The organism is Kitasatospora terrestris (assembly GCF_039542905.1).
GTDB lineage: Bacteria > Actinomycetota > Actinomycetes > Streptomycetales > Streptomycetaceae > Kitasatospora > Kitasatospora terrestris.
Window position 1 is genome coordinate 4,941,062 of the sequence record NZ_BAABIS010000001.1, and the last position, 24,108, is coordinate 4,965,169.

General features: G+C 72.6%; 23 protein-coding genes. 16 read left to right on the forward strand and 7 right to left on the reverse strand.

The window, feature by feature from the left end:
- Positions 1-19: 19 nt before the first annotated feature.
- Complete coding sequence (locus tag ABEB06_RS22855; protein ID WP_345698746.1) at positions 20-427, reverse strand: DUF4307 domain-containing protein; 408 nt, start codon at positions 425-427, stop codon at positions 20-22.
- A gap of 150 nt (positions 428-577) precedes the next feature.
- Between ABEB06_RS22855 and mca the strand changes: the two genes are divergently transcribed.
- The 4 genes from mca (at position 578) to ABEB06_RS22875 (ending at position 4,706) form a co-directional block, all read left to right on the forward strand.
- On the forward strand, positions 578-1,447 hold the full coding sequence (mca, locus tag ABEB06_RS22860; protein WP_345698747.1) for a mycothiol conjugate amidase Mca: 870 nt from the start codon (positions 578-580) through the stop codon (positions 1,445-1,447).
- 54 nt (positions 1,448-1,501) lie between these two features.
- Entirely contained in the window at positions 1,502-1,681 is a 180-nt protein-coding gene (locus ABEB06_RS22865) for a hypothetical protein (protein ID WP_345698748.1), read from the forward strand.
- Positions 1,682-1,715: 34 nt separating this feature from the next.
- On the forward strand, positions 1,716-3,764 hold the full coding sequence (locus ABEB06_RS22870; protein ID WP_345698749.1) for a thioredoxin domain-containing protein: 2,049 nt from the start codon (positions 1,716-1,718) through the stop codon (positions 3,762-3,764).
- An 87-nt stretch (positions 3,765-3,851) separates the two neighbouring features.
- Positions 3,852-4,706: a GNAT family N-acetyltransferase gene (locus ABEB06_RS22875; protein WP_345698750.1), complete on the forward strand. Its 855-nt coding sequence runs from the start codon at positions 3,852-3,854 to the stop codon at positions 4,704-4,706.
- A 1-nt stretch (position 4,707) separates the two neighbouring features.
- Here the strand turns inward: ABEB06_RS22875 and ABEB06_RS22880 are convergent, their stop codons facing one another.
- Positions 4,708-5,637: a hypothetical protein gene (locus ABEB06_RS22880; protein WP_345701949.1), complete on the reverse strand. Its 930-nt coding sequence runs from the start codon at positions 5,635-5,637 to the stop codon at positions 4,708-4,710.
- A 246-nt stretch (positions 5,638-5,883) separates the two neighbouring features.
- On the opposite strand from ABEB06_RS22880, the gene ABEB06_RS22885 reads away from it, so the two are divergent.
- From ABEB06_RS22885 to ABEB06_RS22895, 3 genes are all read left to right on the forward strand, one after another.
- Complete coding sequence (locus ABEB06_RS22885) at positions 5,884-6,534, forward strand: papain-like cysteine protease family protein (protein WP_345698751.1); 651 nt, start codon at positions 5,884-5,886, stop codon at positions 6,532-6,534.
- A 10-nt stretch (positions 6,535-6,544) separates the two neighbouring features.
- Positions 6,545-7,366 carry a hypothetical protein gene (locus ABEB06_RS22890; RefSeq protein WP_345698752.1) on the forward strand — a complete coding sequence of 274 codons (822 nt, stop codon included), beginning with the start codon at positions 6,545-6,547 and terminating at the stop codon, positions 7,364-7,366.
- Between the two features lie 124 nt (positions 7,367-7,490).
- Positions 7,491-7,742, forward strand: coding sequence for a hypothetical protein (locus ABEB06_RS22895; protein WP_345698753.1), 252 nt, complete (start codon positions 7,491-7,493; stop codon positions 7,740-7,742).
- An 11-nt stretch (positions 7,743-7,753) separates the two neighbouring features.
- On the opposite strand, the gene trhA is transcribed toward ABEB06_RS22895, so the two are convergent.
- Positions 7,754-8,440, reverse strand: coding sequence for a PAQR family membrane homeostasis protein TrhA (gene trhA, locus ABEB06_RS22900; RefSeq protein WP_425559676.1), 687 nt, complete (start codon positions 8,438-8,440; stop codon positions 7,754-7,756).
- A 264-nt stretch (positions 8,441-8,704) separates the two neighbouring features.
- On the opposite strand from trhA, the gene ABEB06_RS22905 reads away from it, so the two are divergent.
- On the forward strand, positions 8,705-10,531 hold the full coding sequence (locus ABEB06_RS22905; RefSeq protein WP_345698755.1) for a phosphoenolpyruvate carboxykinase (GTP): 1,827 nt from the start codon (positions 8,705-8,707) through the stop codon (positions 10,529-10,531).
- 77 nt (positions 10,532-10,608) lie between these two features.
- Here the strand turns inward: ABEB06_RS22905 and ABEB06_RS22910 are convergent, their stop codons facing one another.
- Positions 10,609-11,823 (reverse strand): pyridoxal phosphate-dependent aminotransferase, encoded by a 1,215-nt coding sequence (locus ABEB06_RS22910; protein ID WP_345698756.1) that lies wholly within the window; start codon positions 11,821-11,823, stop codon positions 10,609-10,611.
- A gap of 104 nt (positions 11,824-11,927) precedes the next feature.
- Between ABEB06_RS22910 and ABEB06_RS22915 the strand changes: the two genes are divergently transcribed.
- Positions 11,928-12,605 (forward strand): prepilin peptidase, encoded by a 678-nt coding sequence (locus ABEB06_RS22915; protein WP_345698757.1) that lies wholly within the window; start codon positions 11,928-11,930, stop codon positions 12,603-12,605.
- A gap of 234 nt (positions 12,606-12,839) precedes the next feature.
- Here ABEB06_RS22915 and ABEB06_RS22920 read toward each other — a convergent pair whose 3' ends face one another.
- On the reverse strand, positions 12,840-14,432 hold the full coding sequence (locus ABEB06_RS22920; protein ID WP_345698758.1) for a chitinase: 1,593 nt from the start codon (positions 14,430-14,432) through the stop codon (positions 12,840-12,842).
- A gap of 325 nt (positions 14,433-14,757) precedes the next feature.
- On the opposite strand from ABEB06_RS22920, the gene ABEB06_RS22925 reads away from it, so the two are divergent.
- From ABEB06_RS22925 to ABEB06_RS22940, 4 genes are all read left to right on the forward strand, one after another.
- Positions 14,758-15,552: an isoprenyl transferase gene (locus ABEB06_RS22925; protein ID WP_345698759.1), complete on the forward strand. Its 795-nt coding sequence runs from the start codon at positions 14,758-14,760 to the stop codon at positions 15,550-15,552.
- A gap of 339 nt (positions 15,553-15,891) precedes the next feature.
- Complete coding sequence (gene phoH2, locus ABEB06_RS22930) at positions 15,892-17,223, forward strand: RNA 5'-3' helicase PhoH2 (protein ID WP_345698760.1); 1,332 nt, start codon at positions 15,892-15,894, stop codon at positions 17,221-17,223.
- Positions 17,224-17,627: 404 nt separating this feature from the next.
- Complete coding sequence (locus ABEB06_RS22935) at positions 17,628-18,302, forward strand: aggregation-promoting factor C-terminal-like domain-containing protein (RefSeq protein WP_345698761.1); 675 nt, start codon at positions 17,628-17,630, stop codon at positions 18,300-18,302.
- Between the two features lie 384 nt (positions 18,303-18,686).
- Positions 18,687-20,129 carry an AI-2E family transporter gene (locus ABEB06_RS22940; RefSeq protein WP_345698762.1) on the forward strand — a complete coding sequence of 481 codons (1,443 nt, stop codon included), beginning with the start codon at positions 18,687-18,689 and terminating at the stop codon, positions 20,127-20,129.
- A gap of 71 nt (positions 20,130-20,200) precedes the next feature.
- Here the strand turns inward: ABEB06_RS22940 and ABEB06_RS22945 are convergent, their stop codons facing one another.
- Together ABEB06_RS22945 and ABEB06_RS22950 are read right to left on the reverse strand one after the other, a co-directional pair.
- Positions 20,201-20,731 carry an alkyl hydroperoxide reductase gene (locus tag ABEB06_RS22945; protein ID WP_345698763.1) on the reverse strand — a complete coding sequence of 177 codons (531 nt, stop codon included), beginning with the start codon at positions 20,729-20,731 and terminating at the stop codon, positions 20,201-20,203.
- A 3-nt stretch (positions 20,732-20,734) separates the two neighbouring features.
- A complete protein-coding gene (locus ABEB06_RS22950) occupies positions 20,735-21,286 on the reverse strand; it encodes a peroxiredoxin (RefSeq protein WP_345698764.1) in 552 nt (183 codons plus the stop codon).
- A 160-nt stretch (positions 21,287-21,446) separates the two neighbouring features.
- Here ABEB06_RS22950 and ABEB06_RS22955 point away from each other — a divergent pair, with 160 nt between their 5' ends.
- Genes ABEB06_RS22955 through ABEB06_RS22965 form a run of 3 tightly spaced genes read left to right on the forward strand, consistent with a single transcriptional unit; the run spans position 21,447 to position 24,079 of the window.
- Positions 21,447-22,394 carry a LysR substrate-binding domain-containing protein gene (locus tag ABEB06_RS22955; protein WP_345698765.1) on the forward strand — a complete coding sequence of 316 codons (948 nt, stop codon included), beginning with the start codon at positions 21,447-21,449 and terminating at the stop codon, positions 22,392-22,394.
- Positions 22,395-22,421: 27 nt separating this feature from the next.
- Positions 22,422-23,360, forward strand: coding sequence for an AAA family ATPase (locus ABEB06_RS22960; RefSeq protein ID WP_345698766.1), 939 nt, complete (start codon positions 22,422-22,424; stop codon positions 23,358-23,360).
- On the forward strand, positions 23,357-24,079 hold the full coding sequence (locus tag ABEB06_RS22965; RefSeq protein WP_345698767.1) for an HNH endonuclease: 723 nt from the start codon (positions 23,357-23,359) through the stop codon (positions 24,077-24,079). The genes ABEB06_RS22960 and ABEB06_RS22965 overlap by 4 nt, the downstream gene beginning before the upstream one ends.
- Positions 24,080-24,108: the final 29 nt, after the last annotated feature.

Consider the following 24,108-nt stretch of genomic DNA (forward strand, 5'->3'; position numbering starts at 1 on the left):
TGAGCCGTGCAAAAGCCCGTCAGCCGCGCGGCGTGCAGCCCAGCAACTGGGCGGTGGTGCCGCGGGCGGTGGTCCGCAGCGTCACCACGGCGCTGTAGCGGTCGCCCTCGGCGGGCACCGGGAAGTCGTACTGGCCGACCACGCCGCCGTCCTCGCCCTGCGAGCGGACCGTGCACACCCCGGCCGTCCCCTCGCGCTTGCTGACCGACAGCTGCAGCTGCAGCTCGCTGTCCGAGACCGCCTGGAAGGTCGGCACCGAGCCGTTGATCGCGGTCTCCCGCAGCAGGTACGAGGTGCCCAGCCAGCCGACCAGGCCGAGGAAGAGCACGCCGCAGACGATCGCGGCCGTCCGCAGCCGGCGGTCCGCCTCCTGGTCGGTGCGGCGGCTGTACCGGCCCTCGGGGAGGGACGTAGTGCTCTGGTCCATGGCGGGCTCGGTCCTTTCGACGAGGACGGGTCCGCCTGCCGGGGGAATGGACGCGCCCTTCAGTCCGTCACTATAGGAGGGGCACGTCCGCGCCGGAGGCGGCGGGGGAGGCCGCCCGACGAACCGGACATACCTGGAAGGAACCAGGCGTTGACTGAGCAGTTGCGACTGATGGCGGTGCACGCCCACCCGGACGACGAGTCCAGCAAGGGCGCCGCCACCATGGCGATGTACGTGTCGCAAGGGGTGGAGGTGCTGGTCGCCACCTGCACCGGCGGCGAGCGCGGGTCGGTCCTCAACCCGAAGCTCCAGGGTGACAAGTGGGTCGAGGAGAACATCCACGAGGTCCGCCGCAAGGAGATGGACGCCGCCCGGGAGATCCTCGGCGTCCAGCAGGCGTGGCTCGGCTACGTCGACTCGGGCCTGCCCGAGGGCGACCCGCTGCCGCCGCTGCCCGAGGGCTGCTTCGCCCTCGAGGAGGTGGAGGTGGCCGCCGGCGCCCTGGTCCGGCTGATCCGCGAGTTCCGCCCGCACGTGATCACCACGTACGACGAGAACGGCGGGTACCCGCACCCCGACCACATCATGACCCACAAGATCACCATGGTCGCCTTCGACGCGGCCGCCGACCCCGCGGCGTACCCCGAGGCCGGTGAGCCCTGGCAGCCGCAGAAGCTGTACTACAACCACGGCTTCCCGATGCAGCGGATGCGCGCCCTGCACGCGTACCTCACCGACAACGGCCACGACTCCCCGTACGGCGAGTGGATCGCCGGCTGGGAGAAGAGCGGCCGCAAGGAGCGCGAGATCACCACCCGGGTGAAGTGCGACGACTTCTTCGAGGTCCGGGACAAGGCGCTGATCGCCCACGCCACCCAGATCGACCCGGACGGGCCGTGGTTCCGCGTCCCGCTGGACGTCCAGCGCGAGGTGTGGCCCACCGAGGACTACGAGCTGGTCCGCGCCCACGTCGACACCGACCTGCCGGAGAGCGACCTGTTCGCGGGCCTGCGCAAGTAGCCCCCGCGGTACCCCGGTGACCCGGCCCCCGCAGGGCCGGGTCACCATGGAGGAATGAGCACCCCCATGAACCTGTCGTACCTCGCCCTCGACGAGGCCAAGGTGACCCCCGGCCTGCTGGGCTTCGTGGTCTTCGCCGCCCTCGGCGTGGCCACCTGGTTCCTGCTGAAGTCGATGAACACCCGCTTCAAGAAGATCGACTTCGTCGAGGAGCCCGAGCAGCCCAAGGAGTAGCCGCTCCGCCCGCGGGATGCGCAAGGATGGGGGCATGCCGAACCGTCTCGCGGACGCGACCTCGCCGTACCTGCTGCAGCATGCCGACAACCCGGTGGACTGGTGGCCCTGGGGGCCCGAGGCCTTCGCCGAGGCCGAGCGGCGCGGGGTGCCCGTGCTGCTGTCGGTCGGCTACGCGGCGTGCCACTGGTGCCACGTGATGGCGCACGAGTCCTTCGAGGACAAGGCGGTCGCCGAGTACCTGAACGAGCACTTCGTCGCGGTGAAGGTGGACCGCGAGGAGCGGCCGGACGTCGACGCCGTCTACATGGAGGCGGTGCAGGCGGCGACCGGGCAGGGCGGCTGGCCGATGACGGTGTTCCTGACGCCCGACAAGGAGCCGTTCTACTTCGGGACGTACTTCCCGCCGCAGCCCCGGCACGGGATGCCCGGCTTCCGGCAGGTCCTGGAGGGCGTCGCGGCGGCGTGGCGCGACCGGCGCGACGAGGTCGGCCAGGTGGCCGCCCGGATCAGCGCCGACCTGGCCGAGCGGGCCTCGGTGTACGCGGTGGGCAGCGGCGTGATGAGCGCCCCCGGCGAGGCCGAGCTGCACGGCGCGCTGACCGAGCTGGGCCGCACCTTCGACGCCGAGCACGGCGGCTTCGGCGGGGCGCCGAAGTTCCCGCCGTCGATGGTGCTGGAGTTCCTGCTGCGCTTCCACGCCCGGACCGGTTCCGAGGCGGCGCTGCAGATGACCGAGCAGACCTGCGAGGCGATGGCCCGCAGCGGCCTGTACGACCAGCTCGGCGGCGGCTTCGCCCGCTACGCGGTGGACGGCGCCTGGGTGGTGCCGCACTTCGAGAAGATGCTCTACGACAACGCCCTGCTGCTGCGGGTCTACCTGCACCTGTGGCGCACCACCGGCAGTGGCCTGGCCCGCCGGATCGCCCTGGAGACCGCCGACTTCCTGCTGCGCGACCTGCGCACCCCCGAGGGCGGCTTCGCCTCCGCGCTGGACGCCGACAGCCTGGACGAGGAGACCGGCAAGCAGGCCGAGGGCGCCTACTACGTCTGGGAGCCCGGCCAGTTGGTCGACCTGCTCGGCCCGGCCGACGCCGCGACCGCGGCCCGGCTGTTCACGGTGACCGCCGCCGGCACCTTCGAGCACGGCACCTCCACCCTGCAGCTGCCGGTCGACCCGCAGGACGAGGCCGAGTACCTGCGGATCCGCGCCGCGATGTTCGAGGCCCGTGCCGCCCGCCCGGCGCCCGCCCGGGACGACAAGGTGGTCGCCGCCTGGAACGGCCTGGCGATCGCCGCGCTCGCCGAGGCCGGCGCCCTGCTGGACCGCCCCGACCTGGTCGACGCCGCCGAGCGCGCCGCCGACCTGCTGATCACCGTCCACCTCACCGCCGACGGCCGGCTGCTGCGCACCTCCCGGGACGGCCGGGCCGGCACCAACGCGGGCGTGCTGGAGGACTACGCGGACACCGCCGAGGGCTTCCTCGCGCTGTACGCCGTCACCGGCGACTCGGCCTGGCTGGACCTCGCCGGGGAGCTCCTCGACATCGTGCTGCTGCACTTCGCCGACACCGTCTCCGGCGCGCTGTACGACACCGCCGACGACGCCGAGCAGCTGATCCGCCGCCCGCAGGACCCCACCGACAACGCCGCCCCGTCCGGCTGGAGCGCCGCCGCCGGCGCCCTGCTGGGCTACGCCGCGTACACCGGCTCGGAGCGGCACCGCACCGCCGCCGAACGGGCGCTGGCCGTCGTCGGCGCGCTCGGCACCCGGGCCCCCCGGTTCACCGGCTGGGGCCTGGCCGTCGCCGAGGCGCTGCTCGACGGGCCGCGCGAGATCGCCGTGGTCGGCGCCGCCGACGACCCGGACCGGGCGCTGCTGCACCGCACCGCGCTCGCCGCCACCGCCCCCGGCGCGGTCGTCGCGGTCGGCGAACCCGGCCGCGAGGACGTCCCGCTGCTCGCCGACCGCCCGCTGCTGGACGGCCGCGCCGCCGCGTACGTCTGCCGCCGGTTCACCTGCGACGCGCCGACCGCGGACGCCGGCGAGCTGGCCGCCCGGCTCGGCCGGACGGAGCGGTAGCCGTTGCTTCGTGGGCGGCGGCAGTAGGCGCAACACCGGCCGGAAAGCGGTGGTGGGCGGCGGGGCCGATCGGTTAGGGATGGACCCATGACGTGGACCATCACCGCATCCCTGGACGAGTTCCGGGCCGCCGCCGGGGAGTACCTCGCCGCGCACCCGGCCGAGAACACCGCGCTGCTGACCATCGCCGACCGGCTGGAGCGGAACGGGCTGAACGCCTTCGGCGCGCAGCCTCCCCGGTTCGGGTGGTGGCGCCCGCGGCCGGACGCCCCGGTCGACGGCGTCTTCCTGCAGACCCCGCCGTACCCGCCCAGACTCGGCCGCACCCCGGTCGGGGCGGGCGCCGCGCTCGCCGACGCCCTGCACGCCCGGGGCGAGGCGCTCGCCGCCGTCTCCGGGGGCAAGGCCGCGGCGCTGGCCTTCGCCGAGCGCTGGCAGCGGCTGACCGGCGCCGAGCCGGCCGTCCGCACCGACGAACGGCTCTACCGGCTCGACGGGCTGACGCCGCCCTCGCCGGCCCCCGAGGGCCGCTTCCGGCTCGCCCGGAGCGCCGACCGGGAGCTGCTGATCGAGTGGCTGACCGCCTTCGTCGCCGAGGCCGGGGTGATGGAACCCGACCTGGACGCCGCCGCCATCGTCGACCAGCGGATCGCCGAACGCAGCTGGCACGTCTGGGAGTCGGCCGGCCGACCGGTCTCGTTCGCCGGGGCCAGCCCGGTGATCGCCGGGATGTCCCGGATCGGCCCGGTCTACACGCCGCCGGAGCACCGCCGCAACGGCTACGCCGGCGCGGTGGTCGCCGGGGCCTCCGCGCACGCGGTCGCCGAGGGCGCCGGCGAGGTGCTGCTCTACACCGACCTCGCCAACCCGACCAGCAACTCCGTCTACCAGAAGCTCGGTTACCGCCCGGTCGAGGACTGCATCGTGCTGGACCTGAACTGAGCTACTCCCAGTCCCAGGAGATGCCGAGCAGGCAGGGCCGCAGGGCGGACGCCACCAGGTGCACGCAGTGGTGCCCGTCCAGGGTCAACTCCTCCGTCTCGTAAGGGGCTGCCCCGGGCTCCCGGGCCGCGAAGCGGGTGCAGCGGACCGGCAGCGCGTCCGGGTGGAAGCTGACCTGCAGGACGTACTGCCCGGCGCCCGCGTTGAAGCCGCGGACGTACTCCTGGCTGGCCTCCGCGGCCGGCGCGTCGTCGAAGCCGTACGACAGCAGGTGGGTGTCGCCGGTGCGCAGCCGCCGGTCCAGCAGGAGCTCGGCGACCAGCAGCTCGGCCGCCCGGTCGCGGCGGATCCGGCCGGGCCGGCAGTTCTCCTCGGCGCGGACGGCGACCCGTTCGATGTCGCAGCCCGGATCGCCCTGGTAGATCGCCAGGTAGCGGTCGATGCCGTCGCGGTGCGCGCGCAGCACGTGCTGCGAGTCGCGGCTGACCTGCCGCCGGTCCGCGCCGACCCGGATCCGCTCCAGGTGGGTGACGGTGTGCAGCGCGGTGCCCGGCGGCCCGGACAGGACGGCCAGCAGCCCGTCCACCGCCTCGGCCGGCGCGATCAGGTCGCGGTAGGGGCGGGTGGCCGGGGCGGCCGGGCCGGGCGCGGCCTGCCGGGGGCCCAGCAGCCGGGTCAGCGAGTGCGCGGGCAGCTCCAGCACCTCCTCCAGCGCCCGGACCGCGCGCAGCGACTCGGGCCGCTCGGGCCGCCGCCGGCCCTGCTGCCAGTAGCTCAGGCTGGTCACCCCGACCCGCACCCCGCGCTGGGCCAGGTGTTCGCGGACCCGGTGCAGCGCGAGCCCGCGGGCGGTGATCGCGGTGCGCAGGGCGAGGTGGAACGGCCCGGTGCGCAGGGCGGTCACCAGGTCGGGCCGGTCGGCGTACGGCATCGGCACCTCCGGGAGTAGAGCGTGAATATTCACACCCGTGGGCGCCGTTGTCACCGGTCCCGGCGATTTCCGCGCTGCTCGCAGCCGCGCCGTTCACATCGGGACGCGGTCCGTTCACATCCGAACGCCGGCGCGGGGGACGGGCGTTGACCGGTACCCGGCAACGCCGGATGCTCATCGGCAGCGCGTCCGGACGCCGCTGCCCCCACATCCCTCTCCTGCGCAGACGCAAGGAGGAAATCCCCCATGCCACGCACTCGGACCCGGCTGCGCCGTGCCGTCGCTGCGCTCGCCCTGGGCGTCCTCGCCCCCACCCTGACGGCGGTGACCACCGCCCCGGCCCGGGCCGCCCAGGCGGCCGTCCCCGCCGCCCTCGCCGCGCCCGGCGCCCCCACCGCCGCGGCCGCCCTGGACGGCACCTGGCGCAAGCTCAACATCACCATGCAGCAACAGCAGCAGACCAACTGGTGCTGGGCGGCGAGCGGCAACACCATCGCCACCTTCTACGGCTACGGCTACAGCCAGAACCAGTTCTGCAACGCCGCCTTCGGCCGCTCGGTCAACTCCAGCTGCCCCAACAGCCAGGCCACCCTCGGCGACGTCCAGAACGGCCTCAGCTGGATCGGCATCAACCCCGGCTCGTACGTCACCGGGTACCTGCGCTACACCACCGTGCAGACCGAGGTGGACGCCAACCGGCCGATCGAGACCCGCATCCAGTGGAGCTCCGGCGGCGGCCACATGCACGTCGTCTACGGCTACGACACCGCCAACAACTGGGTCTACTGGGGCGACCCGTGGCCGTCCAACTACCGCTACAACTGGGCGGACTACTGGTACTACGTGAACAACAGCTCGTTCTCCTGGACCCACTCCCTGTACCGGATCGGCGCGTGAGGAGCGAGCCATGACCGATTACCGCAAGCACCTCGCCCGAACCGCCGCCGCCGCCCTCCTGGCGGCCGGCCTCGCGCTCGCCGCCGCGCCGCTCGCCACGGCGGCCGGCGGGCCGGCGCAGCCCGCCCCGCTCGGCGCCGGGGACCTGGCGGCCGCCCGGGGCGCGGCGCAGACCCCGGCCGTCCTGGACCAGCTGGGGCACTTCTTCGCCCGCAAGGGCGTCCCGCCGAACCAGCAGCTCGCGATCGGGGCCGCCGAGGAGGCGCGGGCCGCCGGCGAGGCGGCGCCGCGGCTGACCGGCGACACGGTGGCGGTCTACAGCCTCTCCGCCGAGTTCGTCGCCGGGCGACCGGACGCGTCGGTCGCGACGGCGGAGTTCGCCGCGACCACGGCGGTGGCCGCCGACGGGCAGCGGGCCTCGGTGTGGACCGTCCGGCAGGGCGCGTCCTGGAAGGTGGTGAACATCGCCTCCGGCGGCGACGAGGCCGACTACGCCGCGAAGGCGGCGGCCGGTGGCGGCACCGCCTTCCGGGAGCCGCAGATCAACGCCTGGTACGTGCTGCGCGGCGACCGGGTGCTGCCGCTGGACGACGAGGCCCGCCGGTCCGTCGGCGAGGGCGGGACGAGCGTCGCCGGGTACCAGAAGCTGGTGCACCAGCGGTACGGCGACAAGCTGCCCGGCTCGGCGTACGACCGGGCCGGCAAGGGCGGCGGCTACGACGACGCGGCGGCCGACCGCGGCGGCGTCCTGCCGCTGGCCACGGCCGGCGCGGCGGTCGGCGTCACCGCCGTCACCGGGCTGACCGTCGCGCTCCGGCGCCGCCGGACCTGACCTTCACACGGGCTCCACCGGTGTTGCCGCAACGTTGACCCCCCGTTCGCCCCACCGGGTGCTGCACATGTCACCCTGGGTGGGGATGGATCTGATGCCCAATCAGACGACGGGGGGTCTTCGCATGGAGTTCGGTCCCGAGCAGTTCTGGGGCGGCGTGGCCGCGGTCGCCGCCGCCCTCGCGGTGGTGGCGGGCTACCTGCTCGGCGGCCCCCGGGCGGTCTGGGCGGTGTCCGCCGTGGAGGTGCTCGCGGTGATGGCCTACGTCGGCCGCCGCTTCAGCTCCAGGGCGCACGTGCGCAGGGCGGGCGACGGGCCCGACGCGGCGCACTGCGAGCGCTGCCGCCGGGCCCGGGAACGGCTGGACGCCGCCTGAGCGGCGGGGCCTCAGGCCGCCGTGTAGGCGACGATCGAGATGCCCACGTACTGGACGATGAACGCGCCCAGGGTGAACGCGTGGAAGACCTCGTGGAAGCCGAACCAGCGCGGTGACGGGTCGGGCCGCTTGAGCCCGTAGACCACGCCGCCGAGGGTGTAGAGCACGCCGCCGACGATGATCAGGGTGAGTACGGCGGCGCCGCCCTTGTGCAGGAAGTCCGGCAGGAAGAAGACCGCGGCCCAGCCCAGCGCCACGTAGCAGGGCGTGTAGAGCCAGCGCGGAGCGCCGACCCAGAACACCCGGAAGGCGATGCCGGCGAGCGCGCCGCCCCACACCAGCCAGAGCAGGACCTGCTGCCGCGCCCCGTCCAGCAGCAGGATGGTGAACGGGGTGTAGGTGCCGGCGATGATCAGGAAGATGTTGGCGTGGTCGAGGCGCCGCAGCACGGCGTCGCCGCGCGGGCCCCAGGCGAAGCGGTGGTACACCGCGCTCACGCCGAAGAGCATCCAGGCGCTGACCGAGTAGACCACGCAGGCGACCGTGGCCGCCGTCGTGCCGGCCAGGCAGATCAGCACGATGCCCGCCGCGACGGCGGCCGGGAACATCCCGGCGTGCAGCCAGCCGCGCCACTTGGGCTTGATCAGGAGGGCTTCCGCAGCCCCGTCCGCTGTCGCTTCCGCAGTCATGGGCAGCATCCTACGGAACCGTAGGTTACTGGCCCGTAGTCAGTGGCGATCGTCACTTTTAGACGTTCTGGAGTGTTGAGGACGGTCACCCCGGGCCTCGCGAGGTGTCACCAAGCCCTCCGCAAGCCCGTCGATTCTGCCACTTCGTAGTAAAGATTGCGTCAACTGCTCCGTTCTGCCGAAGGGCGGGCTGGTGTACGGGGCTACGGTGTAAGCACCCTCAACCAACCGCGATGCCGTCTCCTGGCCGAGATGGTGTGAAACGGAGCGATCGTGTCCCTCGAGATCTCTGCGCTCGCCGAGTCCGCGCCCACCCGCCACCAGCGCCTGGTGGACTGGGTCGGCGAGATCGCCGAGTTGACCCAGCCGGACCGCGTGGAGTGGTGCGACGGCTCCGAGGAGGAGTACCAGCGCCTCGCGGACCTCCTGGTCGCCCAGGGCACCTTCACCAAGCTCGACGAGACCAAGCGCCCCAACTCGTACTACGCCGCCTCCGACCCCACCGACGTCGCGCGCGTCGAGGACCGCACCTTCATCTGCTCCGAGAAGGAGGAGGACGCGGGCCCGACCAACCACTGGAAGGCCCCCGCCGAGATGCGGGAGATCTTCGCCGGCGCGAACGGCCTCTTCCGGGGCTCGATGAAGGGCCGCACGATGTACGTCGTGCCGTTCTCGATGGGCCCGGTCGGCTCCCCGCTGGCCGCGTACGGCGTCGAGATCACCGACTCCGCCTACGTCGCCGTCTCGATGCGCGTGATGACCCGGATGGGCCAGGCCGTGCTCGACCAGCTCGGCGAGGACGGCGAGTTCGTCAAGGCCGTGCACACCGTCGGCGCCCCGCTGGCCGAGGGCGAGCAGGACGTGCCGTGGCCCTGCAACAGCACCAAGTACATCTCGCACTTCCCGGAGACCCGTGAGATCTGGTCCTTCGGCTCCGGCTACGGCGGCAACGCCCTGCTCGGCAAGAAGTGCTACGCGCTGCGGATCGCCTCGACCATGGCCCGCGACGAGGGCTGGCTGGCCGAGCACATGCTGATCCTCAAGCTCACCCCGCCGTCCGGCGAGGTCAAGTACGTCGCCGCCGCGTTCCCGTCCGCCTGCGGCAAGACCAACCTGGCGATGCTCCAGCCGACCATCCCCGGCTGGAAGGTCGAGACGATCGGCGACGACATCGCCTGGATGCGCTTCGGCGCCGACGGCCGGCTCTACGCCATCAACCCCGAGGCCGGCTTCTTCGGCGTCGCCCCCGGCACCGGCGAGGACACCAACGCCAACGCGATCAAGACGCTGTGGGGCAACACCGTCTTCACCAACGTCGCGCTGACCGACGACGGCGACGTCTGGTGGGAGGGCCTGACCGACGAGGCCCCCGCGCACCTGACCGACTGGCGCGGCAACGACTGGACCCCGGCGTCCGGCACCCCGGCGGCCCACCCGAACGCCCGCTTCGCCGTCCCGGCCGCGCAGTGCCCGACCATCGCCCCCGAGTGGGAGGACCAGGCGGGCGTCCCGATCTCCGCCATCCTCTTCGGTGGCCGCCGGGCCACCGCCGTCCCGCTGGTCACCGAGTCCTTCGACTGGCAGCACGGCGTCTTCCTGGGCGCCAACATCGCCTCCGAGAAGACCGCCGCCGCCGAGGGCACCGTCGGCGAGCTGCGCCGCGACCCGTTCGCCATGCTGCCGTTCTGCGGCTACAACATGGGCGACTACTTCGCGCACTGGCTGAAGGTCGGCGCCTCGGCCGACGCCGGCAAGCTGCCGAAGATCTACTACGTCAACTGGTTCCGCAAGAACAGCGACGGCCAGTTCGTCTGGCCGGGCTACGGCGAGAACAGCCGCGTGCTCAAGTGGATCGTCGAGCGCCTGGAGGGCACCGCCGAGGGCGTCGACACCCCGATCGGCGTGCTGCCGACCGTCGAGGGCTTCGACCTGGACGGCCTGGAGCTCTCCGCCGCCGACCAGGAGCTGCTGTTCTCGGTGGACGCCGACATCTGGCGCCAGGAGGCCGCGCTGGTCCCGGCCCACCTGGAGATGTTCGGCGAGCACACCCCGACCGAGCTCTGGGACGAGTACCGCAGCCTGGTCAAGCGCCTGGGCTGACCCGCACACGGAAGGGCCCCGGGGAAGAAACGTTCCCCGGGGCCCTTCCGGTGTTTCCGGCGCGGTCGCGGCTGCGGCTACGGCTGGACGTACCCGGCCAGGAAGTCGCCGATCCGGGTGACCGCGTCCGTGATGTCCTCCGGGCGCGGCAGGGTGACCAGGCGGAAGTGGTCGGGCTCGGGCCAGTTGAAGCCGGTGCCCTGGACGATCAGGATCCGCTGCGAGCGCAGCAGGTCCAGGACCATCTGCGCGTCGTCCTTGATCTTGTAGACCTGCGGGTCCAGCCGGGGGAAGGCGTACAGCGCGCCCTTGGGCTTCACGCAGCTGACGCCGGGGATCTGGTTCAGCAGCTCGTACGCCGCGTCGCGGGAGGCCAGCAGCCGCCCGCCGGGCAGCACCAGGTCCTTGATCGACTGCCGGCCGCCGAGCGCCGCGGCCACCGCGTGCTGGGCCGGCATGTTGGCGCACAGCCGCATCGAGGCCAGCACGTTCAGCCCTTCGATGTAGCTGCGGGCCCGGTGCCGGTCGCCGGAGAGCACCATCCAGCCGCTGCGGAAGCCGGCCACCCGGTACGACTTGGACATGCCGTTGAAGGTGACGCAGAAGAGGTCCGGCGCCAGCGTCGCCAGCGGCACGTGCACCGCGTCGTCGTAGAGGATCTTGTCGTAGATCTCGTCCGCGTAGACCACCAGCTTGTGCCGCCGGGCGATCTCGACGATCCCCTCCAGCACCTCCTGCGGGTAGACCGCGCCGGTCGGGTTGTTCGGGTTGATCACCACGATGGCCCGGGTCCGGTCGGTGACCCTGGCCTCGATGTCCGCCAGGTCCGGGTACCACTCGGACTGCTCGTCGCAGCGGTAGTGCACGGCGGTGCCGCCGGCCAGCGAGACCGACGCCGTCCACAGCGGGTAGTCCGGCGCCGGGACCAGCACCTCGTCGCCGTCGTCCAGCAGCGCGGTCATGGCGAGCTGGATCAGCTCCGACACGCCGTTGCCGAGGAAGACGTCGTCGACCGTCAGGCCGTGCAGGCCGCGCTCCTCGTAGTGCATCACCACGGCGCGGCGGGCCGAGAGCAGGCCCTTGGAGTCGCCGTAGCCGTGCGCGGAGGCGAGGTTGCGCAGAATGTCCTGCAGGATCTCCGGCGGCGCCTCGAAACCGAAGGCGGCCGGGTTGCCGGTGTTCAACTTCAGGATGCGGTGGCCCTGTTCCTCCAGCCGCATCGCCTCGTCGAGCACCGGGCCGCGGATGTCGTAACAGACATTGGCGAGCTTGCTGGACTGGATGACCTGCATACCCACCCACTTTACGGCGGTGTTACGCCGATTACTCCGTGGTGTTCGCCACCTGGACACGGACGGGCGACTAGTCTCGCCCCCAACCGGACGGGGGAGGGCCTGTGGACTGGGCATGGACCGGGGCCGCGGTCGGACTGCTGCTCGCGCCGCTGCTGCGCGCCACCGCGGTGCGCTTCGCCGTGCCGTCCGGAGAGCCGCGCCGCGACTGCTGCCCGCGGCCGCTGCCGGCGCTGCCCACCGGGCGCTGCGCCCGCTGCCGCAGCCGGACCGGACCGCCGCCCGGCAGCGTCGAGGCGGTCTGCGCCGCGGTCGGCTGGGCGGTCGCCGCCACCGCCGAAGCGCCGGTGGTGCTGCTGCTCGCCTGGACGGCCGCCTTCGGCGTGGTGCTCGCCTTCGTGGACGCCGCGGTGCACCGGCTGCCCGACCCGCTCACCCTGCCGCTGCTGGCCGGCACCGCCGTCCTGCTCCCGCTGGTCGAGCACCGGCCCGCCGTGCTGCTGCGCTGCCTGCTCGCCGCCGCCGCGCTCGGCCTGCTCTTCGGCCTGCTCGCGCTGTTCGCGCCGCTCGGCTTCGGCGACGTCAAGCTCGCTCCCGCCCTCGGCGCCGTCCTCGGCCTCTACGGCCTGCGGGCCCTCACCAGCGGCCTCTTCTACACCTGCCTGCTGGCCGGCCTCTGGGCCGTCGCCCTCCTCCTCACCCGCCGCGCCGGGCGCGGCACCGAACTCGCTTTCGGTCCGGCCATGCTTCTTGGCACACTGCTCGCCCTGGTGAACCACTGAGGGAGTAGTGCCGCATGGCGACCGAGCAGAGCCGACGGAGGGCCAACCGGCCCCTGGGCGCCGGCCGCGGTCGGACTGCTGCTGGTCCTGCTCGGCGGCGGGGCGTACCTGGGGCGCCGACTGCGGCGGTGAGGGTGCGGGGGAATGGGCGGGGCCCGCCGTACCCCAGCGGTACGACGGGCCCCTATTCAAGTGCGGTGGCCCCACCCTCAAGAGGCGCCGCACGTTCAGGAGTTACGGCATGGCGTGGGCGAAGTTGCCGACGTTGGTGGAGAAGTCGTTGCCGTTCTTCTGGTCCCAGTTGGTCGACCAGGTCATCGCACCGCGGATGGTCGGCCACTTGGCCGGCGGGACGAAGCTGCCGCAGTGGTTGCCGGTGGCCAGGCAGTCCAGCGCGTTGTTGACCACGGTGGAGTTGACGTAGCCGCCGCCGGCCGCCTGGGAGGACGCCGGGACGCCGATGCCGACCTGGTCGGGACGCAGGCCGCCCTGGATGTGGGTGCAGACCTGCGCGGTGATGAAGTCGATGGTGCCCTGGGTGTACACCTTGCCGTCGCAGCCGTTCATGCCGCCCGAGTTGTAGAACTGGGTGTTGACGACCGTCAGGATGTCCTTGGTGTTCAGCGCGAGCTGGAAGTACGCACCGGCGGTGGAGTACATGCCGATGGTCTCGGGCGCCATGGTCAGGATGAAGTTCGGCCCGACCTTGGACTGCAGGGTGTGCAGCGACTGCGACATGTACGTCGGGTCGACGCCGTTCTCCAGGTCGATGTCGATGCCGTCGAAGCCGTACTGCTGGATCAGCGCGTACGCGGTGTTCGCGAAGTTGGTGGCCGCGGTGGCGTTGCCGACGCTGATCGCGCCGTTCTGGCCGCCGACCGAGAGCACGACCCGCTTGCCGGCCGCGTGCTTGGCCGCGATGTCCGCCTTGAAGTCGGCGTCGGTGTAGCCGCCGAGCTTGGAGGCGAGCGCCGGGTCCAGGGTGAAGCTGATCGCGCCCTGGGTGGTGGTCGCGTCGGCGAAGGACACCGCGATGATGTCGTAGTTCGCCTGGACGTCCCGCAGGCGCTGGACCGGCGCGCCGTTGTCGAAGTTCTGCCAGTAACCGGTCAGCACGTGCTTGGGCAGGTTGCCGGTCGGCGGCTGGGTGGTCACGGTCGCGGACGGGCTCGGCGAGGTCGAGGTCTGCGAGGGCGACGGCGACGCGGAGGTCCGCGACGGCGACGGCGAGGCCGAGGTCTGCGACGGGGAGGGCGACGCGGAGGTCTGCGACGGGGACGGGGAGGCGGTGCCGCCCGGGCCGATCAGCTGGACGTCGTCGGCGCTGTACGCGGACTGGCCGTACCAGCCGTGCACGTACAGGGTGACGCTGGTGGTGTTCGCACCGGTGGTGAAGGTGGTGGACAGCTGGTTCCAGGCGCTCTGGCTCGACCAGGTGGACGGGTCGGTGCCGCCGGTGCCCCGGGCGCCCAGGTAGACGTACGGGCCCTGGACCCAACTGGACAGCGTGTACGAGCTGTTCGGCAGCACGCTGACGGTCTGGGTGCACTCGGCGGTGGCGGCGGCGCTCGGGGTGGCGGTGAGCGCGTACGAGCCGGTGTGGACCGGGGCGGAGGCGACGGCGGCGGTGCCGGCGCAGCTCCAGCCGGACAGGTTGCCGGCCTCGAAGCCGCCGTTGCCCACCAGGTTGCCGACCGCGGCATCGGCGCCGCCGGCGAACAGGGTCAGGCCGGTGGCGGCCAGGGCCGCCGCGGTGGTGCCGGCGGCGAGCACGGCGGGGAGCTTGTTGCGGCGCCGGTGGGACGGCTGCTGCAGCGTACGGGCCATGTGGGGGTCTCCTGGGGTGGTTCCTGGGAAACAGGAGCGGGAGGGAAGGAGCCGCCGCGGTGGGGGGCGCGGCGGCTCCGCTGTGGGGGAGGGTCCGCAGTGGTGCCGATGTGGTGCTGACCACACGCTGGACTAGACCAATGGCAAGCGTCAAGGACCCGGATCGGGGCTTAGGGGCCGCTTAAGGAAGCGGAGACCGTTCCGTATCCGAGTGCGGACTGTGACAACTCCGGTACCTGCGGCTTTACCGCCGTCCACCCACCCGGAGTAGGCTGCGCCGGGGGAGTTCGCACCCGGGTCAATCAGCACGGAGGGGCCGTACACAATGGGTCTGCGCGATGTGGTCGAGCGCACGCCGGGGCTTCGGAGCCTGCTGGACAACGCCTACCGGCTCTACGGCCGCCGGGTCGAGGTGCACCTCAACAACACCCCCCGCCACATCGGCGTGATCCTCGACGGCAACCGCCGCTGGGCCAAGGCCACCGGCGGCACCACCGCCTACGGCCACCAGCGCGGCGCCGACAAGATCAGTGAGTTCCTCGGCTGGTGCGACGAGACCCACGTCCGGGTCGTCACCCTCTGGATGCTCTCCACCGACAACCTCTCCCGGCCCGCCGAGGAGCTGGTGCCGCTGCTCGGCATCATCGAGGACGCGGTGCGGGGGCTGGTCGCCGCCGGGCGGTGGAAGGTCAACCCGGTCGGCGCGCTCGACATGCTGCCCGACCGGACCGCCGAGGTGCTGAAGGAGGCCGCCGCGACCACCGCGCACATCCAGGGCATCACGGTCAACGTCGCGATCGGGTACGGCGGGCGGCAGGAGATCGCCGACGCGGTCCGCTCGCTGCTCCAGGAGCACGCCGGCCGCGGCACCTCGATCGAGGAGCTGGCCGGGATCCTCGACGTCGAGCACATCGCCGAGCACCTCTACACCAAGGGCCAGCCCGACCCCGACCTGGTCATCCGCACCTCGGGCGAGCAGCGGCTGTCCGGCTTCCTGCTCTGGCAGAGCGCGCACAGCGAGTTCTACTTCTGCGAGGCGTACTGGCCGGCCTTCCGCAAGGTCGACTTCCTGCGGGCGCTGCGGGACTACCAGCTGCGCAACCGGCGGATGGGCCTCTGACGCTCGCCCCCGGTCTGCCACTCGCCTCCGGCGGGGGTCTTCGACACGTGGGGCTTCGGGCCTCTGAGAGTCGCCTCCGGCGAGGGCTGCCGCACGCCGGGGCGTGGGCCTGCGGCCGGGACCGTCTCCGGTCCGTACGGTGGCTGACCGCCGGTCAGGTTGGCATACCCGCAGGTCGGGGAGGGGAAACGTTCACCGGTTGTGATCCCGCTGTTCGCTCCGGCGGGTTCATGGTAGGCCTCCGGTGGGCATAGACCACTCAGACCGGTACCCCGGCCACCGGGGTCGCGGGGACCGGTGAGCCGCGGGTGACGTCGGGTCACCCGCTCTGGAGGCCTAGTGGTCAGTACCAAGAGCCGCCGGACACCAGACCGGCGCACGTACGTTCTCGACACCAGCGTGCTCCTGGCCGACCCGTTGGCCATGACCCGCTTCGAGGAGCACGAGGTCGTCCTGCCGGTGGTGGTGGTCACCGAGCTGGAGGCCAAGCGGCACCACCCGGAGCTGGGCTACTTCGCCCGCCAGGCGCTGCGCATGCTGGACGACTACCGGGTCCGCCACGGTCGGCTGGACGAGCCGATCCCGGTCGGGGACCTGGGCGGCACGATCCGGGTCGAGCTGAACCACTCGGACACCTCGATACTGCCGGCCGGCTACCGGGTCGGGGGCGGCGAGGCGGACACCCGGATTCTCGCGGTCGCCCGCAACCTGCAGGCGGAGGGGTACGACGTCACCGTCGTCTCCAAGGACCTGCCGCTGCGGATCAAGGCGAGCTCGGTCGGCCTGCTGGCCGAGGAGTACCGGGCCGAGCTGGCGATCACCTCGGGGTGGACGGGCATGACGGAGCTGCACGTCTCCGGCGACCAGGTGGACACCCTGTTCAACGCGGAGCACGTCCCGGTGGACATCGACGGCGCCGCCGAACTCCCGGTGCACACCGGTCTGGTGCTGCACTCGGAGCGGGGCAGGGCGCTCGGCCGGGTCACCCAGGACGGGCAGGTCCGCCTGGTGCGCGGGGACCGCGAGGCGTTCGGGCTGCGCGGTCGCAGCGCCGAGCAGCGGATCGCGCTGGACGTGCTGCTCGACCCCGAGGTCGGGATCGTCTCGATGGGCGGCCGGGCGGGCACCGGCAAGTCCGCGCTGGCGCTCTGCGCCGGCCTGGAGGCGGTGCTGGAGCGGCAGCAGCACCGCAAGGTGATGGTGTTCCGGCCGTTGTACGCGGTCGGCGGCCAGGAGCTGGGCTACCTGCCGGGCAGTGAGGCGGAGAAGATGGGCCCCTGGGCCCAGGCGGTGTTCGACACCCTCTCCGCGGTCACCACCCCGGACGTGATCGAAGAGGTGATCTCCCGCGGGATGCTGGAGGTTCTCCCGCTCACCCACATCCGCGGGCGCTCGCTGCACGACGCCTTCGTGATCGTGGACGAGGCCCAGTCGCTGGAGCGGAACGTCCTGCTCACCGTGCTGTCCCGGATCGGCCAGGGGTCGCGGGTGGTGCTCACCCACGACGTCGCCCAGCGGGACAACCTGCGGGTCGGCCGGTACGACGGCGTGGTCGCGGTGGTGGAGAAGCTGAAGGGCCATCCGCTCTTCGCGCACATCACCCTGACCCGCTCGGAGCGCTCGCCGATCGCCGCGCTGGTGACCGAGATGCTGGAGGACATCCAGCCCTGAAGTGGGACATAGTCGGGCAAAGGGAGTCTGTCGCATAGCGGCAGACTCCCTTTGTTGTCATCACATCTGACTGGCGCTCGTCCGACTTTTCGCCAAACCCCCAGCTCGGCGAAGTCTGTGAGATCCGCCACGCAACCGGGAATTGCGTAGACACGTCCCGGTGCGGCATGGTGAGGGTTCTGTCAGGCCCCGCGTACGGCAGATCCACGCCCGGCAACTCCGGTCGGCGGGCGGAAAACTGAACACCGAAAGGCCGTACGCCGCTCGATCCAACCGCCCGTCCGAGGTCAGCTCGGCCGGTCGGCCGGGCCAGCGCCTCCCGTGACCAGAGCAGTGCGGAGGCCGGTGCAAGGGGCAGATCGCACCCGTACGGTCGCGCACGGGAGCTGCTGGAAGGAAACCATGTGACTCGGATCTCGGTCCGGGGAGTCGCTGTCGCCTCCGCCACCGCGGTGACCGCCGTCGGTGCCGTCGTGGGTGCCGCCTCGGGTAGTGAGGGCAAGGCCGTCCAGACGGTCGACGTCGCGAGCGCCACGCTGCTCGCCGACGTGCCCACCGGCCTGCAGGCGCAGAACGTCAGCGACGGCTTCGCCGCCCAGGCGAACGCCCAGCAGGTGGCCGCCGACGCCGCCGCCAAGAAGGCTGCCGAAGAGGCCGCCCGGCAGAAGGCCGCCGCCGACGCGCAGGCCAAGGCCGACGCGGACAAGGCTGCCAAGGCGGCCGACGAGAAGCGCAAGCAGGAGGAGGCCAACCGGTCGGCCGCCCGCAGCGCGCTCGCGTCGATCAGCCCCGGGTCCGTCCAGGACATGGCGCTGCAGATCATCGGCGACGCCAACCAGTTCCAGTGCTTCAGCCAGATCGTGAAGCGCGAGAGCGGCTGGGACTACACCGCCACCAACGCCTCGTCCGGCGCGTACGGACTGGTCCAGGCGCTGCCCGGCTCCAAGATGGCCTCGGCCGGCGCCGACTGGCGGACCAACCCCGCGACCCAGATCAAGTGGGGCCTGAACTACATGAACAGCCGCTACGGCAGCCCCTGCGGCGCCTGGTCGTTCTGGCAGTCGCACCACTGGTACTAGGCCGGTACCGACCGTGCCGAAGGCCCCGCTCCGCGCTTGCGGAGCGGGGCCTTCGTGCTGCCGCGAGACAGCGGCCTGCGGAGCGCCGGCAGCGCCGCCCGGGCGGCGCTGACCAGTGCGCTCACGGGCGGTGCGGCCGGTGGTGCGGACGCGGGGAGCCGGAGAGGGTCCTGGTACCTCCGGCCCCGGCCGGTCCGCGTTCAGTTGGCTCTACCGGCCTCCTCCCCACCCCCGACGGTCTGAAACCGGATGGTCCGTCCCGATTTGTCACCAGCGGTTCTCCGTCGGCTTCCGGGGCCGTCGCCACACTTGCCTGACGGCCGGGTAGCGTCGTGGGGACGGCCGTGGCGCGATCCACGGCGGAGCGGTCTAACGGGGGTTGTCATGCCGGAAGAGGAGCGGGACTCGAAGGGCTGGCGCGGGCTGGCCAAGGCCGGGGCGGTGGCGGCCGGCGCGCTCGCCGCCGCCGAGCGGCACCGCCGCGCCCTGGCCGCCGCCGAACGCGCGGAGGCCGAACGGGCGCAGGCCGAACGGGAGGCCGCCGAGGCGCGGTTGCTGGCCGCCCGGGTCGAGCGCCTGCACGCCGCGGTCCCCGCGGCGGCCGCCGGCCGGGACGCCGCCGGGCGAGAGCCCGCCGACGCGGCGGACGGCGACCGGGCCGGGCAGGGCGTCCCCGCGCCGCGCACGCCGGTGCGCTTCGCCGCGCCGAGCACCCATCCGCTCGGCCGGCCCGCCACCCCCGCCGAGGCCGTGCCGTGGGGCCTGCGGGTCGCGGCCGAGTCCGCCTGGCGGCTGCTGCTGCTGGGCGTCGCCCTCTACATCGTCTTCCGGGTGGTCGACACCCTGCGGCTGGTCGCCTTCGCGCTGCTCGCCGCGATCCTGATCTCCGCGCTGCTGGAGCCGACCGTCTCCTGGCTGCGCCGGCACGGCGTGCCGCGCTCGCTCGCGGCGGCGGGCACCTTCCTCAGCGGCATCGCCGGCATCGGGCTGGTCGGCTGGTTCGTGGTCTGGCAGGTGTCCACCAACCTCGACAAGGTCACCGGCCGGGTCCAGGAGGGCGTCACCTCGGTCCGCGACTGGCTGGTCGACGGGCCGCTGCACCTGACCCAGCAGCAGATCAACGACTTCGCCGACCAGATCTCCAAGGCGATCGGCACCAACTCGGAGCAGATCACCTCGGCGGGCTTCACCGGGGTGACCATCGCCGTCGAGGTGCTGACCGGCGTGGTGCTCACCGCGTTCAGCACCTTCTTCCTGCTGTACGACGGCGCCCGGATCTGGGGGTGGGTGCTGCGCGGCCTGCCGCTGCACTCGCGCTACGCGATGGCCGGAGCCGGCCCCAAGGCGTGGGCGACGCTCACCGCGTACGTGCGCGGGACGGTGGCGGTGGCCTTCATCGACGCCCTGTTCATCGGCGTCGGCATGGAACTGCTCGGGGTGCCGATGGCACTGCCGCTGGCGGTGATCATCTTCCTGGGGGCGTTCGTGCCGCTGGTCGGCGCCCTGGTCACCGGGACGATCGCGGTGCTGATCGCGCTGGTCGCGGTCGGGCCGTTCACCGCGCTGATGACGCTGGTGGTGCTGGTGGCCGTCCAGCAGATCGAGGGCCACATCCTGCAGCCGCTGATCCTGGGCCGGGCGGTGCGGGTCCACCCGCTCGGGGTGGTGCTCGGCGTCGCCGCCGGTTCGATCGTCGGCGGCATCGCCGGCGCGATCGTCTCCGTCCCGCTGATCGCGGTCACCAACACGGTGGTCGGCCACCTCCGCCGCCGCAACGCCGCCGGCCAGGAGGTCTTCGAGGCGCTGGAGGCCGCCCGGGTGAAGTAGCGCGACGAAAACGGAAGGGGCCCGAGGACCTGTCGGTCCTCGGGCCCCTTCCGTCGTCCGGTGGGCCGGGCTCAGACGAGCTGGGCCTCGGCGTCGAGCACCGCGGCGACGGCCTGGACCGTGGCGGCGATCTTGATGGAGGCCTGGATCACCTCGCGGTCGACACCCGCCTTGCGCAGCACGCCCTCGTGCGAGTCGAGGCACTGGCCGCAGCCGTTGATCGCCGAGACGGCGAAGCACCACAGCTCGAAGTCGGCCTTGTCCACGCCGGGGTTGCCGATGATGTTCATCCGCAGGCCGGCCCGCATGGTCCCGTACTCCTTGTCGGAGAGCAGGTGCAGCGTCCGGTAGTAGACGTTGTTCATCGCCATGATCGCGGCGGCGCCCTTGGCGGCCTCGTAGGCCTCGGGCTTGAGGTACGAGCGGGCCTCGGGCTCCAGCTCGCGCAGCACGGCCGCCGAGCGGGTGGCCATCGCGCAGGCCAGCACGGTGCCCCAGAGCTGCTGCTCGGGCAGGTCGGAGTTGCCGATGACCGAGCCCAGGTTGAGCTTGAGGTCCTTGGCGTACTCGGGGAGCGCGGCCTTCAGTTCGTCCAGGGCCATGGGTCAGCCCGCCAGCAGGGCCTGGGCGTCGAGGGTGTCCTCGCCCTTGTTCCAGTTGCACGGGCACAGCTCGTCGGTCTGCAGGGCGTCCAGCACCCGCAGGACCTCCTTGGGGTTACGGCCGACGGAGCCGGCGGTCACCATGACGAACTGGATCTCGTTGTTCGGGTCGACGATGAACACGGCGCGCTGGGCGGTGCCGTCGGCGGCCTCGACGCCGCAGGCCTGCATCAGCTCGTGCTTGATGTCGGCCAGCATCGGGAAGGGCAGGTCGCGCAGGTCCTTGTGGTCCTTGCGCCACGCGTGGTGGACGAACTCGCTGTCGCCGGAGACGCCGAGGATCTGGGCGTCACGGTCGGCGAACTCCTCGTTCAGCTTGCCGAACGCGGCGATCTCGGTCGGGCAGACGAAGGTGAAGTCCATCGGCCAGAAGAAGACGATCTTCCACTTGCCCTCGTAGGTCTTGTGGTCGATCTGCGCGAAGGCGTTCGCCGCGTCGAGGTCCACGCAGGCGTTGAGTTCGAACTCGGGGAACTTGTCACCGATCGTGAGCACGTTCGCTTCTCCTGGATAGGGCGTGAGGGGAGGGTGCGTCCGGATTGCGGACGTGATCCACAGTCCCACATCGTGGACTGATCGGGGAAATAGCTACACTCGATGTATCTGATCGGAGAGAGCTATCAGTACTGTTCAGCCCAGGCACCGCACCCCGACCGTGGCCCAGCTGAGGGCCTTCACCGCCGTCGCCGAGCACCTGCACTTCCGCGACGCCGCCGCCGCGATCGGCACCAGCCAGCCCGCGCTGTCCGGTGCGGTGGCCGCCCTGGAGGAGGCGCTCGGCGCGCAACTGGTGGAGCGTACGACACGCAAGGTGATCGTCACACCGCTGGGGGAGCGGGTCGCCGCCCACGCCCGCCGGGTGCTCGGCGCGCTGCACGAGCTCACCGAGGAGGTGGAGGCCGCCCGCCGCCCGTTCACCGGCCCGCTCCACCTGGGCGTGATCCCGACCGTCGCCCCGTACCTGCTGCCCACCGTGCTCCGGCTGGTCCGCGACAGCTACCCCGACCTGGAGCTGCACGTCCACGAGGAGCGCACCCCCTCGCTGCTGGAGGGCCTGGCCGCCGGACGGCTCGACGTCCTGCTGCTCGCGCTGCCAGCGGGCGGCGCCTCGCCGACCCGCGACATCCCGCTCTTCGACGAGGACTTCGTCCTGGTCACCCCGCCCGAGCACGACCTCGCCGGCCGGATCGACGTCCCCAGGGACGTCCTGCTCGACCTGGACGTCCTGCTCCTGGAGGAGGGCCACTGCCTGCGCGACCAGGCGCTCGACATCTGCCGCGAGGTCGGCGCCGACGCGGGCGGCTCCACCACCCGGGCCGCCGGCCTCTCCACCCTGGTCCAGCTGGTCGCCGGCGGGCTCGGGGTGACCCTGCTGCCCGCCACCGCCCTCGACGTCGAGGCCGGCCGCACCGACCGGCTGGCCGCCGTCCGCTTCGCCGCCCCCGCCCCCGGCCGGCGGATCGGCCTCGCCCACCGCCCCGGCTCCGCCCGCACCCCCGAGTACGACCGCTTCGCCGCCGCGCTGCGCGAGGCGCTCGGCGAGCTTCCGGTCCGGATCACCGATTGGAGCAGCCCCCAACGGGGGCATACCTCCGGTACGTGATCGAGTCGACGGGGGTGGGCCGTGTACGTGTCGCGGGTCAGGGTTGCCGGGCTCAAGTGCTTCGCCGGGCCGCGGGAGGTGGACCTCGCGCTGGACGGCGAACCGGGCTGGACGGTGCTGGCCGGCCCGGCCGGCGCCGGGAAGACCACCCTGCTGAAAGCGCTCGCGCTGGCCCTCGGCGCGCATCCGCCGGTCGCCGCCGCCCGCTGGCTCGCCCCCGGGCAGCCGGACGCCGTGGTCGAGGTCGACGGGGCCCCGCGCTGGCGGCTGTCCACCGCCTCCTCCACCCGGCTGCGCCGCGCCCACTACGTCACCGCCCGGCCCGGCGCCCCGCTCGTCCCCGCGCTGCTCGCCGACGGCATCCTGCCGCCCGGCTGGCAGGTCTCCGACCCGGTCCGCCGGTACGTGGTCCGCGACGGCCTGGAGGTGCCGCTCGCCGACCTCGGCGCGGGCACCGCCGCCCTCGCCCTGCTCGCCTCCGCGGTCGCCGCGGCCGCCCCCGCCGACGTCCCGATCCTGATCGACGACGTCGACGCCCACCTGCACCCCGCCTGGCAGCAGCGCATCGGCGGCTGGCTGACCGGCCACTTCCCGCAGGCCCAGTTCATCGTCGCCGCGCACAGCCCGTACGTCTGCCAGGCGGCCGACCCCGGCGCGCTGGTCCACCTGCCGTCCGCCGACTCCGGCCGCGCCCCGTACCGCCTCGACGAGGACCTGCACCAGCGGATCCTCTACGGCAGCGGCGACGACACCGCCGTCTCCGACCTCTTCGGTCTGCCGAGCAGCTACTCGCCGGCCGCCGAGGCGGAGCGCCGCCTGCTGGTCCGCCTCGAACGCAAGCTGTACACCGGGCAGGCCTCGGACGCCGAACTCGCCGAGTACCGCGAGCTGGGCGCCAAACTGAACTCCTCGCTCGGCGCCCGCGCGGACGAGGTCGCCGCCCGGCTGCTCGGCAGAGAGCCGTGATCCCGCTGCAGCGGCCGCGCCTGCAGCCGCACCTCGCCGCCGAACTCGCCCGCCACACCGCCGCCATCCACACCGCGGGCCCCAACACCGCGACCGGCCGCGCCGCCTGGCACAAGGCCGTCCGGCAGAAGGCCCAACTGCGGCTGATGCTGCGCCAGATGGCACCCGGACTGGAACGCTGCATGTACTGCGGCGACAACCTGGGCACCGACATCGACCACTTCGAGCCGATCGCCCAGGCGCCGCTGCGCACCTTCGACTGGCAGAACCACCTGCTGGCCTGCGCCCACTGCAACAGCAACCAGAAACGCGACCGCTTCCCGCGCGACCCGGACACCGGCGAACAGCTGCTGGTCGACCCGTCCCGCGAGGACCCGGCCGACCACCTGCGGCTCTACCTGGCCTCCGGCGACTACGACCCGCTCACCCCGAAGGGAGCGGCCACCATCGAGGTGTTCGGCCTGAACACCCGGGCCGAACTGGTGCGCGGCCGACGGATGATGTTCACCGTGGTCAAGGCGCTGCTGCTGACCTGGCACGCGGCCGCGCCCGCCGACGCCGACGAGTACGCCGAGGCGCTGCGCCTGCTGCACCACGCCGACGTCCTGCGCGCCGTGCTGCGGCTGCGCGGCCTGCCCGTCCTCGCCGAGGCCGTCCTCGGCCCCGACGTGCTGCTCGCTCTCCACCAACTCGCCCGCACCGACCGCAGGTTCCGCTAGGCCGGCTCCTCCGGATCGCGTCGGGCGGC